The sequence below is a fragment of the Micromonospora sp. NPDC051543 genome (assembly GCF_044454415.1).
GTDB lineage: Bacteria > Actinomycetota > Actinomycetes > Mycobacteriales > Micromonosporaceae > Micromonospora.
In genome coordinates this window covers 101672-102029 of the sequence record NZ_JBITDT010000021.1, presented here as the reverse complement: position 1 = coordinate 102029, position 358 = coordinate 101672, and positions in this window count along the sequence as shown.

Here is a 358-nt window from a genome sequence, read left to right as displayed (position 1 = left end):
TGCCCCCGCGCGCCCCGGGTTTCTTACCCGTGGTCTTGTACAGGGGGGCGTTTTCGGACCCCCACCCGCACCACCACCCCGGGTCAGGTGGGCGCAGGCCGGGATGTGGGGCCAGACCGGGACGGCCGTGCCCGGGTGGGGCCGGGATGTGGGCCGAGCCGGGCCGGCCGGGCCTGCGCCGGGGCCGGGCGCGGGAGGCCGGGTGGGAGGGGTGCGGAGGGTGGGAGGGGGTGCGGAGGGTGGGAGGGGGTGCGAGAAGGGCGGGGGGGGGGGGGGGGCGCGCCCCCGATTGGGTTTGGGGGGGGTGAAAAAGAGTGTGTTTATGGCCCGGTGGAGCGGCAGGGCCGGGGGCCCCGCC